This window comes from Anaerolineales bacterium, assembly GCA_022866145.1.
In the GTDB taxonomy this organism is placed as follows: domain Bacteria; phylum Chloroflexota; class Anaerolineae; order Anaerolineales; family E44-bin32; genus PFL42.
This window is the reverse complement of the sequence record JALHUE010000067.1, coordinates 1-17,439: the sequence shown is the minus strand read 5'-3', so window position 1 is coordinate 17,439 and position 17,439 is coordinate 1. Positions and strand designations below refer to the sequence as shown.

The 17,439-nt window shown below is 66.1% G+C and carries 17 protein-coding genes and 1 pseudogene; 7 read left to right on the top strand and 11 right to left on the bottom strand.

The window, feature by feature from the left end:
* Window positions 1–1,000, bottom strand: a 1,000-nt coding sequence (locus MUO23_02080; GenBank protein ID MCJ7511742.1) for a hypothetical protein, incomplete at its 3' end; no start/stop codon positions are given.
* Between the two features lie 439 nt (window positions 1,001–1,439).
* Here MUO23_02080 and MUO23_02075 point away from each other — a divergent pair.
* Window positions 1,440–1,787 carry a hypothetical protein gene (locus MUO23_02075; GenBank protein ID MCJ7511741.1) on the top strand — a complete coding sequence of 116 codons (348 nt, stop codon included), beginning with the start codon at window positions 1,440–1,442 and terminating at the stop codon, window positions 1,785–1,787.
* A 704-nt stretch (window positions 1,788–2,491) separates the two neighbouring features.
* Entirely contained in the window at window positions 2,492–3,703 is a 1,212-nt protein-coding gene (locus tag MUO23_02070) for a pyridoxal phosphate-dependent aminotransferase (GenBank protein MCJ7511740.1), read from the top strand.
* 191 nt (window positions 3,704–3,894) lie between these two features.
* On the opposite strand, the gene MUO23_02065 is transcribed toward MUO23_02070, so the two are convergent.
* The 10 genes and pseudogenes from MUO23_02065 to MUO23_02020 all read right to left on the bottom strand — a co-directional run bounded on the left by MUO23_02065 (window position 3,895) and on the right by MUO23_02020 (window position 12,532).
* Window positions 3,895–4,050, bottom strand: coding sequence for a hypothetical protein (locus tag MUO23_02065; GenBank protein MCJ7511739.1), 156 nt, complete (start codon window positions 4,048–4,050; stop codon window positions 3,895–3,897).
* Window positions 4,051–4,075: 25 nt separating this feature from the next.
* Entirely contained in the window at window positions 4,076–4,777 is a 702-nt protein-coding gene (ccsA, locus tag MUO23_02060; protein MCJ7511738.1) for a cytochrome c biogenesis protein CcsA, read from the bottom strand.
* Between the two features lie 46 nt (window positions 4,778–4,823).
* The gene (locus MUO23_02055) at window positions 4,824–5,555 is read right to left on the bottom strand and encodes a heme exporter protein CcmB (protein ID MCJ7511737.1); all 732 of its coding nucleotides are present in this window, start codon (window positions 5,553–5,555) and stop codon (window positions 4,824–4,826) included.
* A gap of 67 nt (window positions 5,556–5,622) precedes the next feature.
* Window positions 5,623–6,246 (bottom strand): annotated as a pseudogene (gene ccmA, locus MUO23_02050) (heme ABC exporter ATP-binding protein CcmA).
* Window positions 6,243–8,171 carry a c-type cytochrome gene (locus MUO23_02045; protein ID MCJ7511736.1) on the bottom strand — a complete coding sequence of 643 codons (1,929 nt, stop codon included), beginning with the start codon at window positions 8,169–8,171 and terminating at the stop codon, window positions 6,243–6,245. Before MUO23_02045 ends, ccmA begins: the two are co-directional and overlap by 4 nt.
* A complete protein-coding gene (locus MUO23_02040) occupies window positions 8,168–8,632 on the bottom strand; it encodes a zinc ribbon domain-containing protein (GenBank protein ID MCJ7511735.1) in 465 nt (154 codons plus the stop codon). The genes MUO23_02045 and MUO23_02040 overlap by 4 nt, the downstream gene beginning before the upstream one ends.
* Window positions 8,633–8,669: 37 nt before the next feature.
* The gene (locus MUO23_02035; protein MCJ7511734.1) at window positions 8,670–9,254 is read right to left on the bottom strand and encodes a TlpA family protein disulfide reductase; all 585 of its coding nucleotides are present in this window, start codon (window positions 9,252–9,254) and stop codon (window positions 8,670–8,672) included.
* A 24-nt stretch (window positions 9,255–9,278) separates the two neighbouring features.
* Window positions 9,279–9,755 (bottom strand): cytochrome c-type biogenesis protein CcmH, encoded by a 477-nt coding sequence (locus MUO23_02030; GenBank protein ID MCJ7511733.1) that lies wholly within the window; start codon window positions 9,753–9,755, stop codon window positions 9,279–9,281.
* A 15-nt stretch (window positions 9,756–9,770) separates the two neighbouring features.
* Complete coding sequence (gene ccsA, locus MUO23_02025; protein ID MCJ7511732.1) at window positions 9,771–11,822, bottom strand: cytochrome c biogenesis protein CcsA; 2,052 nt, start codon at window positions 11,820–11,822, stop codon at window positions 9,771–9,773.
* Between the two features lie 188 nt (window positions 11,823–12,010).
* The gene (locus tag MUO23_02020; protein ID MCJ7511731.1) at window positions 12,011–12,532 is read right to left on the bottom strand and encodes a cytochrome c maturation protein CcmE; all 522 of its coding nucleotides are present in this window, start codon (window positions 12,530–12,532) and stop codon (window positions 12,011–12,013) included.
* Between the two features lie 417 nt (window positions 12,533–12,949).
* Here MUO23_02020 and MUO23_02015 point away from each other — a divergent pair, with 417 nt between their 5' ends.
* The 5 genes from MUO23_02015 to MUO23_01995 all read left to right on the top strand — a co-directional run.
* Entirely contained in the window at window positions 12,950–13,993 is a 1,044-nt protein-coding gene (locus MUO23_02015) for a hypothetical protein (GenBank protein ID MCJ7511730.1), read from the top strand.
* On the top strand, window positions 13,986–14,831 hold the full coding sequence (locus MUO23_02010) for a 4Fe-4S dicluster domain-containing protein (protein ID MCJ7511729.1): 846 nt from the start codon (window positions 13,986–13,988) through the stop codon (window positions 14,829–14,831). The genes MUO23_02015 and MUO23_02010 overlap by 8 nt, the downstream gene beginning before the upstream one ends.
* A 3-nt stretch (window positions 14,832–14,834) precedes the next feature.
* Window positions 14,835–16,064: a polysulfide reductase NrfD gene (gene nrfD / locus MUO23_02005; protein MCJ7511728.1), complete on the top strand. Its 1,230-nt coding sequence runs from the start codon at window positions 14,835–14,837 to the stop codon at window positions 16,062–16,064.
* Between the two features lie 37 nt (window positions 16,065–16,101).
* Complete coding sequence (locus MUO23_02000; protein ID MCJ7511727.1) at window positions 16,102–16,359, top strand: hypothetical protein; 258 nt, start codon at window positions 16,102–16,104, stop codon at window positions 16,357–16,359.
* Window positions 16,346–17,439, top strand: a 1,094-nt coding sequence (locus MUO23_01995; GenBank protein ID MCJ7511726.1) for a cytochrome c3 family protein, incomplete at its 3' end; no start/stop codon positions are given. The genes MUO23_02000 and MUO23_01995, both read left to right, overlap by 14 nt.

Genomic DNA, 17,439 nt, shown 5'->3' with positions numbered 1-17,439 from the left:
CGCTCCAGTGGCGCATTCCGTCATACATGTCCCGCAAGGTGTAAGGCGAGCCGCCCGAGCGCCCCAGCAGAAGACCCGTGTTTGGACCCGAAAGCCCGACCGGTGCGTCGGGCCCATGGTAGAGCCAAATCATGCTTCCGAAGTAGGCGATGCATCCGTTGCCGTACACTTCCCAGTCGAACGTGGGGTAGAGGGTTTCCACATCTGCGCTCGAGGCCGGCGACTGCAGGTGGATGCCGAAGTCGTCGCCCGCCACACACTTCGGTCCGGCCCGCAGGACGCGCGTTTCCGAGAACGGCCCCACGTAGCCGTCGCGGATCGCCGCCACACGCCAGTAGTAGTGTGCGGCGACGTCTTGCGGCGTGTCGAATATCCAGGTCAGCGAGTCGGCGTCGGTCGTTCCGCCCAGCGCCTCGCCGGAGAAATCCTCCGAGGTGCTGACGTCCACCTGGTACCCATCCGGCTCGCACGGCAGGCCGTATTCCCAGCGGACGTCCGCCACTTCATACGGGTTGTATGAGTTGTTGGGGGTTTGCGGGGAGGGCTTCCCGAGCGCGCACATCGGGGCGACCTGGTTCGGGATGGGGGCTACGGCGTCGTCGATCGAGGCTCGGACTGCGGCGCAGCCGGCCAGCAGAAAGCCAAGGCTAACGAAGAGGACCAGTAGCGGCAAGCGGCGGAGCGGCATGGGAACCTCCCGGTGGGTGCCGTGGGGCGGCTGCCATGCCTGCCAGGGGCAGGCCGCCACACGAGCGTCTTCCATTGAAACGTTCAGTGCGCCGATCTTGTGACGGAGTGTACAACAGGCGGCGTGTCGCGCTAGCGGCGCGGGTGTCGGCGGCGGCATCGTGGGGGCGGGTGTCTGCGTGGGAGTCGCTGTCGGCGCCGGAGTGTCGGTCCAGACTGGCGGCAACGTGGCGAAGGCGCCTGGGGCAGAGCTCTGGCGGCTCGGCGCCAGCACCAGCGCCACAATCCCGATCAGCACGACTACGACCAACACCGCGCCGCCGATGATAGTGCCCGCCACGACGGAGCGGGATGGACGGCCCGGATGCCTTGATGCCGACGGTCTTGCCTGAATGAGCCCAGAGGCAGCTTCGCTGCCGGTCTGTCGATCGCTTGGCTTGGCCGGCGGCCATGAGTCCGTCGGTCTTGCGCTGGCGAACGTGGGCCGCCCCGCGCCCCCAGGCTTGGAGGCCGCTTCGACAGGTAGGGAGCCACTCGGCTGTCCAGTGGGCGACGCCGGGGGTGGTACCTTCACGGGCGGCTGTGCCCGCCCCCAGCTCTCGCCCAATCATCAGAGGATCGCCTTCGAGGCGCAGGGCGATGGACCCGCAGGGGATCCGAGTATCGGTCTCCTCGACCCAGGTACTCAAGAGATCCAATGTCTGGATTCTGGAAAGGGATGTTCATTCCACTCTTGGGCCCCCGACGGCGCAATGCTGGCGGTGTCGTGCGGCTTGAACATTCATGTGATCGACATGGAAACACTTCGCAGCCCTGTAGTCGCCGATTGCGAAACGGAGGACAATGCATGCACAGATCCCCAGTGGTCCCCTGACGGTGCGAGCCTCCTGATCTACCGGGCGATGGAGTTCCGGCCCGATCCCGGGATCTACGTCCTTGACACCGGCTGCCTGGACGATCCTGCCACTTGCCCCGCCAAGCCGCAGTTCTTCCCTCGCGGGACAGCGCCCTTCGCATGTTCCCCGACCGGCGACAAGATCGCCTTCATCACCTTCGACGGCCGGTTAGGGATCGCGAGTTCAGAGGGCAGCGTCCTCTAGGCGTTCCGTTTCCCCGATGGCTCACATGTCGTTTCTGTGGCGTGGTCGGAGGAAGGCGACCTGCTGGCGATTACCCCGAACACCCACAGCAATGGCCAGGATTCCTACCTTGTGCCTGCAGCCGGCGGTGATTGGAGGCGGCTCCCCTTGGCAGAAGGTGACAGCGCGATCCCAGTTCTGGGTCACGATTGCTGAGTAGGGAAACCGCCTTCCTGTGTCAGCGCCTGGTCCACGACTTTGCTTTTCACTCTGCGTACCCTGGCCCGCCAAGCTCCCAGGCGGTGACTGGGGGAGGTGCCTCGGCCCTCCTCGGCCTTCACTGCCTCCAGTCGCCTCGCGCCCTCAAAGCGGGACCCCCAGGGTTTCCGGACTTTGGAGCAACTGGACAGCGGGGAGTCGCCAGGTTGAGCGATGGTCTTCGGTAGTGGAGCAAACAAGCCGAGCGCCCACCGCAGCCACACAAGGCGATCAAGCCTGACCCAGCCCAATCGCCGCCGACCGTGCGGCCGACGCGCATTCCAACCCACACCGGCCGGCAGCGCTAGCTCGATTGGCCCACCGCAAACCGAGCATTGCAGGCCATCGGGCTCGGGTCAATTGCCTTGGTCATGATCCGGCCCATCCAACCGCCAGTCCCGCTCAGCCGCATGCGCTTGTGATGACCATCAAGCAGGTGTAGCCTCCACCCCAGTCAGGAGGCATCGATGCGCTATGACTTCGATCGAGAGATCGACCGACGCCGGACGAATTCGGCCAAGTGGGAGTTCATCCAATCCGAAGGCGACCTGCTGCAGTGGGAGCACACCGACCGGTTCTTTGGCGAAGGCCGAACCCTCCCGATGTGGGTCGCCGACATGGACTTCGCCTGCCCCAAGCCGGTGGTGGAGGCGCTTGTGGCCCGCGCCGCGCACGGCATCTATGGCTACACCGCCCCAACGGAGTCCTACGATCAGGCGCTGATCGGATGGATGCGCCGGCGACAGGGGTGGGAGATCTCCCGGGAGTGGATCTGCTTCTCACCGGGAGTCGTCCCGGCGCTTTGTATGCTCGTCCAGGCCTTCACCAACCCGGGTGAGGCCGTGCTCATCCAGCCGCCGGTCTACTATCCGTTCTTCAGCGCCATCGCCAAGAACGGCGCCGTCACCGTCACCAACCCGTTGATCCTTGAAAGCGGGCGGTATCGCATGGATTACGACGACCTGGCGCGCAAGGCGGCCGACCCGCGGGTCAAGATGGCGATCCTGTGCAGCCCGCACAATCCGATCTCGCGCGTCTGGAGCCGCCAGGAGCTGCAGCGTTTCGCCGAGATCTGCCTCGAGCACGACATCCTGATCGTCTCCGACGAAATCCACGGGGATCTGATCCTACCCGGGCATACCTTCACCCCCTTCGCTGCCTTGGGCGGCGAAATGGCGGAGAAGGCCATCATCTGCACCGCGCCCAGCAAGACTTTCAATCTGGCCGGCCTGCACACCTCGAACATCATCGTTCCGGACGCCGACCTGCGCGCCCGCTTCCGGCGTACACTCGACAAGAATGGGGTTTTCGACATCACAGCCTTCGGACTCGTCGCCCTCGAGGCCGCCTACAACCAGGGCGAAGACTGGCTGACTCAGGTCCTGGAGTACCTCCAGGGCAATGTCGCCTACCTGCGCGAGTATGTCGCCACGCACATCCCGCAGATCTCGGTCATCGAACCCGAGGGGACCTACCTGGTATGGCTTGACTGCCGCCGGCTCGGGCTCGGCAAGCTGGAGCTCAAGCACCTGATGCTCAAGCGTGCCAAGGTGTATCTGGACGAGGGCTACATCTTCGGCGAGGAAGGTGAGGGGTTCGAGCGCATCAACATCGCCTGCCCGCGGTCGGTCCTGGCCGAGGCGCTTGAGCGCATCCGAGACGCCATCGCCAGCCTGTAGGGGCCTCGGGCGAGAAGGGGTTGAGCCCCAAGATCCGCCAATCAAACCTACCAGGCCCTTGTTGGAGCCTCACCGAGAGGTGCAAGGGCGGCCTCCTGGGGGAAGGAAACCGCAGGTGTGGTGGCCGGAGCGAAGCCCCAACCACCACACCTGTCAACACTTCGTCGAGCAGGCGGTCAGGCTCCAGCCTCTTAAGACCGCACCTCGGTCAACACGGCTTCGTCCTTGCGCAGATTGCGAGCGCGCAGGTACAGGCTGAGGACATACAGTCCGATCGTTCCGAAGATCACCACGAACCCCATCAGCATGAAGCTGAAGGTATCCGCCGGGCCACTCTGCAGCAACATCTCGTCCTCCTCTCTCGGCGGGCGCTCAGCCGCCCAGGATCTCAGCCTTCATGGCTTCGATCTTGTCGGCCTGGCGCTGCAGCCGGATGCGGTACCACAACAGTGTCACATAGATGAAGGTGAAGGTGACCAGGCTGAACATGAAGGCCTGGAACATGCGCGGCGTCATGTCGAAGGCGCCCTGCGCCCCCGGATCGTTGCTCCCGATGACCACCGGGTGAATCGTGCGGAAGATGCGGATCGATAGAAACGTTAGCGGAACGCTCAAGAAGCCGAGGATGGCGTACACGGCGCCGAAGCGCGCCCGCCGGTCGGGATCGTCGATTCCCTGGCGCAGCATCATATAGGCGATGTAGATCAGCTCCATGACCGTGGCCGTCACCAGGCGCGGGTCCCACGTCCACCAGGTGTTCCAGATCGGGCGGGCCCAGATTGATCCGGTGACGATGTTGATGAAGGTGAAGACGATTCCGATCTCGATCGACGAAAGGCCGATCGTATCCCAGCGCCGGTTCTTGGTGATCAGGTAGGCGATGCCGGCCACCACCGCCACCAGGAAGGCCAGCGCCCCCACCCAGCCGGCCGAGACGTGGAAGTAGAACACGCGCTGCACATCGCCCATCACCGCTTCCCGCGGGGCGTAGACCAGCACGGCGTAACTAGCCAGCGCAAACAGCCCGAGTGTGATCCAGGTCAGGACCTTCAGTCCTCTGGGTGTTGCTTCCATCGGTTCTCCTCCTTGGGTGCTCAGCCTGTAGCCCCTTCAGCCTCGGTCATTCTTCCACGACGAAATCGAACAACATGAAGGCGACCGCGGTGAACACCACGTCATAGACGATCAGCAGGTTCAGCCAGGGTCGGATGTCGGCCATCTCCAACCCTTGCAGGAATCCGTTGGTGGCTTTGATCGCCGCCACCAGCACCGGCAGCACGACCGGAAACAGCAGGATCGGCAGCAGGATATCCCGGGTGCGCGCCTGGACGGCCATCGAGGCCAGCAGCGTGCCGACTGCGATGTACCCCAGACACCCCAACACGATCACGCCAATCAGTCCGGGCACGAGCAGGTTGACGTTATACAGCAAGCTGTACAGCGGCAGCACCACGGCCACCACGATCAGCAGGAAGATTAGGTTGGCGGCCGACTTGCCGAAGTAGATGGCGCTGCGGTCCACGGGCGCCAGCAGCAGCCCATCCAGGCAGCCACGGTCCTTCTCGACCGCCATCGAGCGGTTCAGGCCAAGTGTGCCGGCAAAGGCGAACGTCACCCACAGGACGCCGGAGGTGATCGTCGCCCGCGTGCGCAGGTCGAGCTCAAGGGCGAAGTTGAAGATCAGGATCACCAGCAGGGCGAAGACCAGCATCGCCCCCAGCAGCTCCCGGCTGTGCAACTCGGCCGCCAGGTCTTTCCACACGATGGCGCCGATGGCGCGCACATACCCGGCGAACCGGTGCCGGCGGCGGACCTCCAGCGGGCCCAGCAGTTGCCCGGCCGGTTCAGCCATGGGTCACCTGTTGGTACAGCCCCGCCAGCTCGCCGGCATCCATCGAGGCCGGATCCAGCGAACGGGCGATCACCCCGCGCGACAGGATGTCGAGCCGCGTCGCCAGCGACGCCGAACGAAGCAGGTCATGCGAGGTCATGATCACGGTCCGGCCGCGATCGGCGACCTGGCGCAGCAGGCCGTCCAGCATCAGCGCCGCCTCTTGATCGAGGCCGGTGTAAGGCTCGTCGAACAGCAGCACCTCGGGCTCATGCAAGATCGCCCGGCCGATTGCCAGCCGCTGCTGCATGCCGCGCGAGAACTCGCGCACCCGGTCTCGCCGCCGCGGCCGCAGGCCGACCAGCTCCAGGGCTTCGGAAACCCGGCGTTCGATATCCTGAAGGTCATACATGCGGGCGTAGAAGCGCAGGTTCTCCTCGGCGCTCAGGTCCCCGTACAACAGCGGCAGGTGCGACACCACGCCCAGTCTGCGGCGCACGGCGGACGCCTGGCCCGGCAGCGTGTATCCGGCGATTCGCACGACGCCGGCAGTCGGACGCGCCAGCGAGGCCAGGATGCGCAGCAAGGTCGTCTTGCCGGCGCCGTTGGGGCCGAGCAAGGCCAGAAACTCGCCGGGCGGAACCTTCAGATCCAGCCCGCGCAGCACAGGCTTCAGGCCGAAGGTCTTGACCAACTTGCGGACTTCGATCATCCCGCTTCGCCGTCACCTTCCCCAGAAATAGCCAGCAGCGAGCGCTTGAGGGCCTCGCGCCGCTCCCGGTAGTCAGCCTCCGGGATGCGCCCGACCTCGAAGTCATCATCCAGTCGGGCGATGGCCCGCAGCAGGCCCTCGCGTTCCGGGTCCGCCGCCGCCGGCGGTTCTGCCTCCACCTTTGGCTGGCGCTTCGGGCGAAACCACAGCAGCCCGGCGGCGATCAGCGCCACCCCTACAGCAGCCAGACCGATTGCGATTCCCAGATTCGGCGGCAGCGAGCCCGTGGCGGTGCTGGCAGCCGGGCGGCCACTGAGCGTCACCTGCACGGCGTCCCCGGCTGCCACCGGCCCCAGGCCATAGCTTCGGATCACGCCCGTGCTGATCTCGCGCACGCCCATCTCCTGCAGGCCCTCGGCCTGCAGCTTCGGGCCGGGCTCCGGTGAGAGAAGTATGACGGCCTGCACCGGGTAGTTCACCGGCTGCGCAAACTCCAGCCGCCGTTCGTAGGGCAGGCTGAAACTGAACACCAGCTCGCCTGACCCCTGGCCAGGGCTGACCGGCTCCATGTCGGCGAAGCCGGACTCTGTGAGCACGAAGCGCTCACCGACGGCGCCACCCTCGAACTGCACATCCGTCGCGTCCACCGGGAGCGAGACCTGAATCCCCTCGGCTGGGGCGATCGTCTGATCTCCCTGGTTGGACAGGATCCACAGCTCGATCACCCGCACCGAACCCTCGATCGAGAAGTCAAAGAGGGTATGCAGACGCTCGATCGCCAGCTCTTGCGTGCTCTCGGTCGAATCGTAGATCACGATCGGCAGATCCAGGCTGGCCTGCGCCGGCAGCAGATGGGCCACCTCTGAGGCGTAGGTCAAACCCAGATGTTCTCCGACAACGAAGAACAGCCGCCCGGGAACGATCTCGATGTCTTTGAAGCTGAACCGACCCGAGGCGTCGACCTGGGCCTGCTCGGAGACGACTTCTTCTTCGCCGTCAAAACCTTTGAGCGTCACGCTGAGGCCAGGCGGGACCTTCCCCGAACTCGAAAGGTTGCGGACGGTGCCCTGGATCACCGCTTGCAGGGGCAAGGCGGGCTCTGCCGTGGCAGCACTGCCCGACGGCGTTCCGGCAGTGGTTGCCGGGGCGTCGGTCGCCAGGGCAGTGGTCGGCGCGGCCGTTGCCTGAGTCGGCAGCGTCTCCGGCGTTGGGTCGACCTGCGCCCGGGCGTCAGAGGCGAAACTCAGACTGCGGACATAGGCCGCGACCGCCTGCTGCTCCGGCTGCGAAAGCCCGCCGGCGAAGAGCGGCATCTGGCCGCGCCCCTGCTGGATGATCTGCACCGTTTGGGCCAGCGACCGCTCGGCGAGTTGGGTTGGCTCATTCAGCGCCGGGCCGACCTCACCGCCCTGCCCGCGGTCGCCGTGGCATGTGGCGCACTGCTCGTCATAGACGGCCGCCCCAGCCTGCAGCGCCTGGTCCGGGGTGCCAAGGGCCAGGGCATAGGCAACCACGTCCCAGCGCTGCTGGTCGCTCAGGCTGACGAAGGGCGGCATGAAGCGCTCGATTCGGCCGCGGGTTACGACGTCGTACCAGACGGCGCCGGTGGCCGCCTGTGAGATCTCCAAAGAGCCCAGCGCGGTTGGGGAAACGGACAATGCGCTTGCTTGCGGGCCATCGCCGAGCCCGGTTGGGCCGTGGCAGGGCGCGCAGCGCTCGGAATACAGGGCCTTGCCCGACGTCAGATCGGGCGCTGTCTGCGGCGGTAAGAAAGGCTGCCCCGATTCGGGCACCAGCGGGGGACTCACGGCCGGCGCCGCTTGGGCCGTCGCCAGATCGGGCGGGGGCGTAATGTCCCCCGCCAGCGAGCACCCCGCCACGGCCAGGGACGCCAGCAGCAGAAGGATCGAGCCCCTGCCGCTCACGCCGAGGCCTCCACCGGCACAGGCGTGCCGCAGCGGACGCAGAACCGATCCCCGGCCTGCAGCCCGTTGCCACACCGAGGGCAGTTGCCGACGAGATTGCCCGAAGGCGAACGGCGCCGGGCGATCTCGCGCTCGAGGGCGTCTTCGTGGTTGGCGGCCTCTCCAGCCATGGCCGCCTCGCCGGGCATGCGCCCGTCAATCTGGCGCAGGATCTCGGCCCCGTGCGCTACCAACGGCGCCCGCTGTGCCTGGTAATCTTCCACGGGAATCTTGCTCATCGCCAGGTCCATCTCCAAGTCCTGCAGGAGCGACAAGACCCGGTCGCGTTCGGCCTGCAGCGCCGACAGCTCGCTGTCGGGCGCACTCCCCTGCTGCGCCTGGCGGTCCACCAGCGGTCGGGCGACGAACGCCACGACCAGCACCAGGATCGCCAGGCTGATCAGCAGTCCTCCGATCTCCATATTCCACTCCATCCAGCGCTCCCCGCCAGGGGCCGGGCTATCCGCCCGACGACCCGGCGGCGCGGGCAGTCTCTATCTGGCTTACGATCTCATCCAACGAGAGGTAGGGCCCGATCTTGAGGGCCGCCAGCCGGCCATCTGCGGCGACGATGTATGTCTCAGGCACGCCGCGAATGCGGAAGGCCTGCGAGATGCGCGTGCCCAGATCCGGGCCGTTCGGATAGGTGATTCCAAAACGGTCCAGGTAGGCGGTCGCCTCGCGTTCGGTGTCAACGTAATCCACCCCCAGGAAGGCCACATCCTGGTCCTTGTACATCTGGTAGGCCTGCTCCAGCGCAGCGGCTTCCTGCTCGCACGGCTTGCACCAGGAGGCCCAGAAGTTGACGACCACGACCTGTCCCCGTAGGTCGCGGATGTCGATCGTGTCACCGCTGAACGTCGTCAGGATGAAATCGGGCACCGCCGCGCCCACGCCGACCGGGCCCTGCTGCGTGCGGACCAACCCCAGCCCGAGGATCCCCAACAGTCCAAGTACCAGCCCCCAGACGAGAATCACGCCCCAACGTCGGGGGCGCGGCCCAGGTGCGTGTGCCTCAGCCGGGGCAGGTGTTGTCTCAGCCATCTCGGCCTCGCCGTTTCTTCATACTCATGAGCGCTCCCGCAGCTCCTGCTCAAGCCGTTCGACATAGGCGTCGTTGGCCGAGGTTTCGGCTGGCGAAGGGACCGGTGTGGAGGCCGGCGCCCGCCAGCCGCGCACCGCCCGCAGCAACAGATAGGCGCCGGCGGCGAATGCCAGCGGCGGCAAAAGGTACACTAGCCAGTTCAGCCCCGTCGCCGGCGGCGTGGCCAGCACCCGGCCGCCGTACTGGTCGACGAAGTACTGCTTGATCTGTCCTTCTGTCCAGCCGGCGCTCAGCTTCTCGCGGATCGTGTCGCGCCACTGCTGGCAGGCCTGGGTGGGACACACATCGAGCGGGACGTTCTCGCAAACCGGGCAGTACAGATCTTTGGCAATGGCGTTGACCTGATCGTCTGTCGGCGGGTTTTCCTGCGCCGCCGCGGCGGGGGCCAGCGCCAGTGCCATCAACCCTAGGCTCAGTCCCAGGAGCAACCAACGCCGCATGCCCAAGCCTCCCGCCTACACTCTGGCCACGGCGGCTCGGGCGGGTGCCGCCCGGTGTGAGGCTTCCAGCTCCCGCTCGGGCCAGGCCGCCAGCAGCGTCCCGAAGATGAACACCAGCCCGCCCAGCCAGACGAAGTTGACCAGCGGGTTGTGGTAGATCTTGAAGGTGGCGCCCTGCTGGGCGATTTGCTTCCAGTCGACCAATAGGATGTACAGATCGTCTTCCAGTGACGAACGCACGCCGGGGATCGTCATCGATTGCTGCGAGGCGTAGTAGAAGTCGCGCCGAGGGTACAGCTCCTTCAGGAACTCACCGTCGCGATACACCGACACCACCGCCCGGGCCACATTCCGGTCGTCCGGGGTGTCAAACTGCGCCAGCCCATCGTAGGTGATGGCGTAGCGGCCCAGCGTGAGCTGCTCACCCTGCGCCAGCTGGCCCTGGGTCTCGGTCTGGAAGATCTCGATCCCGATGATGCCGAGGGCCATCAGCACAACGCCGATGTGAATGGTGTACCCGCCGTAGCGCCGTCGATTGCGCCCCGCCAGGCGGCCGAGCGCCACGAGGTAGTTTTCCCCGTGGCGCTGGTGGCGGGCCCGGGCGCCGCGCCAGAACTCGTAGGCCGTCACGGCCAGCACCAGGCCACCGAGCCAGCAGCCGACGAGCGCCGCCGGGTTTCGCATTCCGCCAATCAGCAGCGCCGCCAGCAGCAGCAGCGAGGCGGCCGCCGGTTTCCACAGCGCCCACCCCAGCCGCTGCCAGGAGGTCCGGCCGTAGACCGATAGCGGTGCCACCCCCATCAAAAGCAGCAGCATCGCCCACAGCGGGCCGGTGGCGCGTTCGTAGAAGGGCGGGCCGACCGTCACCTTCTGGCCGGTGAACAGCTCGGAGATCAGCGGAAACAGGATCCCCCACAGGCACACGATGTAGATACCTATGAAGATCAGGTTCTGCAGCAGGAACAGCGCCTCGCGCGAGAACATTGAATCCAATCGGTTTTCGCTTTTCAGATCATTCCAGCGCGAGATCAGCAGACCGAGCGAGCCGACGAAGGTCAATCCGATGAAGCTGAAGAACAGCGGTCCAATGGCCGATTGGGCGAAGGCGTGCACCGACGAAAACACCCCAGAGCGCGTCAGGAAGGTCGCCAGGATCACGCTGGAATAGGTCAGGATGATCAACACCATGTTCCACTGCTTGAGCATGCCGCGTTTTTCCTGGACGATCACCGAGTGCAGGAAGGGCGTCCCGACCAACCACGGCAGCAGCGCCGCCACCTCCACCGGATCCCATCCCCAATAGCCACCCCAGCCCAGGACGTCGTACGCCCAGCGCATGCCCAGGATCAGGCCCAGCGACAGGAACAGCCAGGCGAACAGTGTCCAGCGCCGGGTGATGCGGATCCAGCGATCGTCCGAGCGACGGGTCACCAAGGCAGCGATGGCGAAGGCATAGGGAATGACAAAGGCGACCAAACCCAAATAGAGCATCGGCGGATGGATGATCATACCCGGGTGGCGCAGCAGCGGATTCAGGCCGTTGCCATCGAGCGGCACCAGCGCCGCCGTGCCTCCCGGCTGGAAGAGCGCCGTCACCTGCTGGCCCCCGGCCGTCTGCCACAGGCGCAGGAAAGGGTTCTCGAAGAAGACCACCAGGCTGAGGAAGAACGCCAGCGTGCCCATGGTCACCAGGATCACCCACGGCAAGAGCTCGCGGTCGCGATCCCACTTGCGGGCCGAAGCCGCCGTGGCGAAGCCCGCCATGAGCCATGACCAGAACAGGAGCGAGCCCGCCTGGCCGCCCCACAAGGCCGTCACCCGCAGGTAGATCGGCATCGCCCGGCTGGTCACCCTGGCCACATACTCGACCTGGAAGCTGCCGCTGACCAGCAGGTAGATCAGGGCCAGGGCGGCCGCCGTCAGCAGCGGGAAGGTGAGCAGCATTGCGTGGCGGGCGCTTTCGACGAAGGCCGGGCGCCCACGCCAGGCGCCATACGCCGCAGCGCCGGCGCCGTACAGCGCCAGCGCGAACGACAGCAGCAATATTGAGTAACCGACCTGGGCCATCAGAACCCTAGCCTCCTCATCCTCTCACCCTCGCCACGACCGGGCCTCCTGTGGCGCGCCAAGCCGGCACGGTCAACCTCGAGCCGGCGGCAGCGAAGGCCTCGACGGTCAAGATGGATCGAGGCTGGCCACAGGCGCCTCGGGCCCACCCCACCGCGCGCCTGGCATGGCCGAGAGCGAGGCGGGCCTCAGCTTTGCTCGGCCTGCAGCGGGACCTCTCCTTCGTAGCGGGTGGGGCATTTCAGCAGAAGCTCATCGGCGTAGAAGACCCCATCCTCCCCGAGGCGTCCGGTGACGATGGCCTGGGCTTCGTGGCGCAGCAGATCGGGCTTGGGGCCGACGTAGACCACCTGCAGTCGCCGCGTCGTCGGGTCACTGACTGCCTGGTGCAGCACTTCTGCCAGTCCGCCGCCCTGCTCGATCTCGTCCATGTCGCCCGGCACATTGGCGATCGTGAACCCGAGGGTCAGGGTCTCCGGATCGTAGGTGATGGAGTCGCCGTCGACGGCTCCGGCCAGTTTGAGGTCGCGCCCTCGGACGGCATCGCCCTTCTGCGCCAGTTCGTCGACGGTCAGGTAGTACTGGGCCGCCGCCTGGGTCGAGGAGGCGATCAGGTAGACCACGGCGGCCACGATCAGCAGGCCGCCGATCAGGAACTTGATTCGTCCACCCGATCCCGTGCGCGGGCTCGGCTGCATCTCTTGCGTCATTCACGATCCTCCACTGGGGGACTTCCTGGTAGGAATTGTCCCGCACCAAGGATGTCCATTTTATCACCGTAGGCGGCCCCACCGGCCAGTGTCCGCATCATGCCATACGCGCCTTAAGGATGAATGAGACCCAAGCGCAGCCGGCGAGGCTGCGCCAGCCCGCAACCCGAGGCTTCCTGCCCGCCCCACCCTAGCCCCACCGCCTGGCTCGCCCGGCTGCATGGGTGATGAACGTCATTGCGCCTGCGGACGGTTCCCACTGACCAACATGGCCGGAGTCCTCCAGAATCGTCCTTGGGGTATTCCACCCACGCGGCATAGGGTCCGCCCGGGCCGGGCGTACCGCGCCCAGACTGCAATTCTCCGCCGGCCACGGCCGCCTGCTGGGCCGCCACCGAACGGGAAGGGGAGTGATCGATGCATCGACCTGTTTCTGCCCTGCACCTGCGCCAGCCAGCGGCCGTGTTCCTGGCCCTGTTCCTCGGCTTCGCCCTGTTCGGGGCGGCGGCGGGCCTGACGGGCACTCCGGCCTTCGCCCAGGAACCGACGTCGACGCCGACGGCACCGGGAGCCGAGGCGCCGGCCGCGCTTTCTCCGGCGGAGGCCACCTATGCCGGGCCCGACTTCTGCGCAAACTGCCACGCGGACGTGCACGCCGAGTGGGATACCACGCGCCACGCCCAGGCCTTCTCTTCACCGATCTTCCAGCAGAACTGGGAGGAGAAAGGCAAGGAGTTCGCCTGCCTGCAGTGCCACACCACCGGCTATGACGCCGACAGTAACTCGTACGCCGCCGAAGGCGTGACGTGCGAGTCGTGCCACGGTCCGTTCGTCGTCGGGCATCCGGAGAAGCCCATGCCCTTCAACCCGGATGCCGAGCTGTGCGCCACCTGTCACAAGACCACCACCGATGAATGGCGCGCCAGCCCGCACGGCGCAGTTGAACTCGACTGCCAGTCTTGCCACAATCCTCACTCGCAGAAGCCCAAGGCCGAGAGCGTGACGGCGCTGTGCACCAACTGCCACAGCGATCCCGGACAGGGCTTCGCCCACAGCACGCACGCCAACTCGGGGTTGGAGTGCAGCAACTGCCACATGTACACCGCGCCCACCGATGCGCCGCCGATCGGCGGCCTGATCCCCACCGGCCATACCTTCACCGTCGGCTCTGAGGCCTGCATCAACTGCCACCAGGACACGGTCCACACCCGCGACACGATCGTGGCCCTCACCGGCGGCGCCTCGGCCCCGGACCCCAAGACGCCGGCCGAGCTCGAAGCCGAGGTCACCGACCTCGAAGCCCAGAATCAGCAGCTCGAAGCCAGCTCCACCTCCAACCTGTATGCCGGACTGGTTCAGGGGGCGATCATCGGCCTGGTCGTCGGCGGCACAGGCGCCTGGATCGTCAGCAAGCGCCTGAAGCTAGTCGAGGTTGAAGAAGAAGGTGAACCCGATGCCTGAGAAGGATAAGGGCAGGAAGAAGACCAAGGTCAAACTGGAGCTGACCCGGCGGGACGTGTTGACACTGGCGGGGGTGACGGCCGGCGGCGCGGTCTTCGCCACCGCCGTCACCACCGGTCCGCTGACGCCTTTCGCCAACCTGAAGCAAAGTCAGCTCGAGGGGACACAAGGCGAGGTCGAAGGCTCCCGAGGCGAACATCACTGGGGGATGCTGATCAATCTCGACACCTGCATCGGCTGCGAATACTGTCAGCGCGCCTGCTCCGCCACCAACGACGTGGCCGTCGATATGCCCTGGAACACGGTGGTGCCCAGTGTGTCCTCGACCGGCCGGCGCTTCTACACCACGCGCCCCTGCCTGCACTGCCAGGAGGCACCTTGTGTGGAAGTCTGCCCCGTGCGCGCAACTTACGTCCGAGGAGACGGGATCGTCGTCATGGACTACGGCCGCTGCATTGGCTGCCGCTACTGCCAGGTCGCCTGCCCGTACGGCGCCCGCATGTTCAACTGGGAAGCCCGTTCCGACGAGAACCCCTATGTCCCCACTTGGGGCATCCCTGAGGTCGAGCGGCGCCCTCGCGGCGTCGTCGAGAAGTGCACCTTCTGCGTGCACCGCATCGACGCCGGCCTGGCCAACGACCTGACGCCCGGCGTGCACCCCGAAGCTACGCCGGCCTGCGTCAACATCTGCCCGGTTGGCGCCCGCGTGTTCGGCGACCTTGACGACCCCGAGAGCCCCGTCTCGCAGGCGATCGCCGCTAACCCGACCTTCCGATTGCGCGACGAACTCGGGACCCAGAGCAGCGTCTACTACGTGCCGCCGAAGGAGGGACTGTAACCCATGGCTGCCATCCCCGCGACCTCGGAACGCCGCCCGCTCATCACCCCCGGATTCCTGGGGTGGATGGCCTTCGTCGGCGTGCTGATGCTGATCGGCTTGGTGGCAGCGGTGAACGTGTTCTCCCAGGGACTGGTGCTCACCAACCTGACCAACATCGTACCCTGGGGACTGTGGATCACGATTGACCTCTCGGCCATCGCCCTCGGCGCCGGCGCCTTCACCCTCTCGGCCGTCGTCTACCTGATGGGCGTCAACCGCTTCCGCCCGATCATCCGCCTGGCGATTTTCATGGGATTCATCGGCTACACCACCGCCCTGCTGACGCTGGTGATGGACATCGGACGGCCCGATCGCTTCTGGCATCCCTGGGCCTACTGGAACGTGCACTCGGTGCTGTGGGAGATCACCTGGTGCATCACGCTCTACCTGATCATCCTGATCGTCGAGTTCTTGCCGGTGATTGCCGACTCGAAGACCTTCCGCAAGTACCGCACCTTCGGGCGCCTGGCCCACACCCTGCACCGCGCCGCTCCAGCCCTGGCCGTGATCGGCCTGGGCATCTCGCTGCTGCATCAATCCTCCCTGGGGGCCACCTACGGCATCCTCAAGGCCCGCCCGATCTGGTTCAAGCCCAGCATGCCGATCATGTTCATCATCTCGGCCGTCTCGGTCGGGCCGGCGGTCACCATGGCTGCCGCCATCGTGCTCGCCTGGTCGCTCAACCGCAAGACGGTGTCGATGGACATCCTGCGCACCATCGCCCGATTCTCCGGCTTGGGCCTGCTGCTGTACGCCTACATCAAGTTCTGGGACCTGGCGGTGGTGACCTACTATGGTGGCACGCCCCTGGCCCAGGAAAGCTTCCGCACCCTGGGGAATTTCACGCCTTACACATTCGGCTTCTGGGTGGGTGAGATCCTGCTCGGGATCGTTGTACCGGTCGTGATCTTCCTGTCGCCCCGCTTCAACCGCCGCCCGGGTTTGTTGGTCCTTGGCGCAGCTCTGGCCGCTCTGGGAATCGTGATCAACCGCTGGAACGTGACCGTCTCCGGCCTGGTGGTGCCGCTGGTCTACAATCCCGGTGCGCCCATCCTGATCACCCCCAGTCCCTATCAACCCGCCCTGATCGAGTGGGCGGTCGTGCTGGGGGTAATCGGATATGCCCTGCTGGTGTTCACTCTGGGGGCCAAGTTCTTGCCGCTGTTCAGCAACCCGCCTCAGACCAAGTGAGCACTCACGGGTTCGAACGATCGGGGGAGAGACTTCAATGAGCTTCAGGCTGTGGCTTGGACCGGGGGCGCTGGACCTCCCGCTGGCGGAGAGCGGCGCCAACCCGCTGATTGTCCTCCTCTTGTTCCTTCTTCGTTGCCTGGTTCCCCTGGCGTTGATGCTGGGGCTGTCCTTCGTGCTGCGCAGGTTCGGCTTGATCACCGAGCCAGCCCAGCCTCCGGCCGCACCGCCACCGGGCGGTGAGGACCGGCCACCAGGACCGACCCAAGGAGGGACCCGAGATGGCCAGGCCTAGGACCGTTTCCCGCCTCCTGCGCCTCGGCCTTGGGATCGGGATGGCACTGGCCCTCAGCGCGGCGGTTGCCGGCATCGCTCTCGCCCAGCGTCCGGCCACTACGGTGGCTCCGCCCGCCCCCTCCCGGGCGGCGGCAGAGTGCCTCGCCTGCCACGACGACCCAACGCTGAAGATGACCCTCCCCAGCGGCGAGACCTTGTCCCTCAACGTCCCGGCGGACAGCCTGCACACCTCGGTGCACGGAGAACTAGGGATCGAGTGCCAGTCGTGCCATCCGCAGCTGACCGGCTACCCCCACCCGGCGAACCCGTTTGCCACCCGTCGGGAGCTGTCCCGCTCCTACTACCAGGCGTGCCAGCGCTGCCACCCGGATAACTACAGCCTGACCCAGGACAGCATGCATGCCCAGGCCGCCACAGCCGGGAACCTCGACGCCCCGATCTGCACCGACTGCCACGGCGCCCATGACGTCCAGCCGCCGGCCGAGCCGCGGGCACACATTTCGCAGACCTGCGGCCAGTGCCACGAGTCGATCCTCCAGGCCTACTCGAAGAGCGTTCACGGCAGCGCCCTGCTGCGCGACGGCAACCCCGACGTTCCAGTGTGCACCGACTGCCACGGGGTCCACAACATCCAGGATCCACGCACGGCGCTGTTCCGCATCGAGACGCCCGAGATGTGCGCCGGTTGCCACGCCAACCGCGAATTGATGGGCCGCTATGGTCACTCAGCCGATGTCTACAGTCTGTACTCCCTCTCGTGGCACGGCGTGGACGTATCGGTCTACAAGGCCATCTGGCCCACCATCTGGCACGATCGAGCTGTCTGCACGGACTGCCATGGAGTGCATGACATCCTCAAGACGACGGACCCGGCATCGCGTGTCAACCCGGCCAACCTGCTGACCACCTGCCGCCAGTGTCATCCGGATGCAGGGCCTAACTGGACCGGCGCCTGGACCGGCCACTATCAGGTGAGCCTGCAGCGCACGCCCTTCGTCTTCTACACCCAGGCGTTCTATGACTCGTTTGCGCCCTTCGTGCTGTGGATGTCGGCGGGCTACGTCTTCCTCCAGATCCT